The organism is Acinetobacter guerrae (assembly GCF_009372255.1).
GTDB lineage: Bacteria > Pseudomonadota > Gammaproteobacteria > Pseudomonadales > Moraxellaceae > Acinetobacter > Acinetobacter guerrae.
Window position 1 is genome coordinate 1 of sequence record NZ_LXGN01000003.1, and the last position, 1,011, is coordinate 1,011.

At 45.9% G+C, this 1,011-nt stretch carries 1 protein-coding gene; it reads left to right on the forward strand.

The annotated features are described in order from the left end of the window. The first annotated feature begins 34 nt into the window (after positions 1 to 34). Positions 35 to 970 carry a catechol 1,2-dioxygenase gene (gene catA, locus A7A69_RS03015; RefSeq protein WP_152876263.1) on the forward strand — a complete coding sequence of 312 codons (936 nt, stop codon included), beginning with the start codon at positions 35 to 37 and terminating at the stop codon, positions 968 to 970. Positions 971 to 1,011 lie beyond the last annotated feature (41 nt).

Consider the following 1,011-nt stretch of genomic DNA (forward strand, 5'->3'; position numbering starts at 1 on the left):
ACTTATTCATTTTGGCGATTTCAAGGAGACAGCCATGGAGACTAAAATATTCAATACTCAGGAAGTACAAGATTTTCTACGCGTAGCCAGTGGTCTGGAACAAGAAGGTGGTAATCCAAGAACCAAACAGATTATGCATCGTATCCTGTCAGACTTATACAAAGCCATTGAAGATCTAAATATTACTTCCGACGAGTATTGGGCAGGCGTGGCCTATCTGAATCAGTTGGGATCTAACCATGAAGCAGGGTTACTTTCACCAGGATTAGGCTTTGACCATTATCTTGACCTACGCATGGATGCCGAAGATGCGGCATTGGGTATTGAAAATACCACGCCTCGTACCATTGAAGGCCCATTGTATGTAGCAGGTGCGCCAGAGTCAGTTGGTTATGCCCGTATGGATGATGGTAGTGATCCAAATGGTCATACCCTGATTTTACATGGCACAATTTATGATGCAGAGGGCAAACCATTGCCAAATGCAAAAGTCGAAATCTGGCATGCCAATACCAAAGGTTTCTATTCACACTTTGACCCGACAGGGGAACAACAGCCATTTAATATGCGCCGCAGCATCATGACTGATGAACATGGTCAGTACCGTGTGCGGACTATTTTACCTGCAGGCTATGGCTGCCCACCAGAAGGCCCAACGCAACAGCTACTGAACCAATTGGGTCGTCATGGTAATCGTCCTGCGCATATTCACTACTTTGTGTCGGCAGATGGACATCGCAAACTGACCACGCAAATCAACGTAGCGGGTGATCCGTACACATATGACGACTTTGCCTATGCAACACGTGAAGGACTGGTGATTGAAGCGATAGAACATACCGATGCAGAAGCAATGAAAGCCAACGATGTAGAAGGCCCATTTGCTGAAATGGTGTTTGACCTGAAATTGACACGCTTGGTCGATGGTGTAGATAACCAAGTTGTAGATCGCCCGCGTCTTGCTGTGTAACTACAGGCTTTAGAATCGAAAATAAAGTTCAGGCTAGTGGG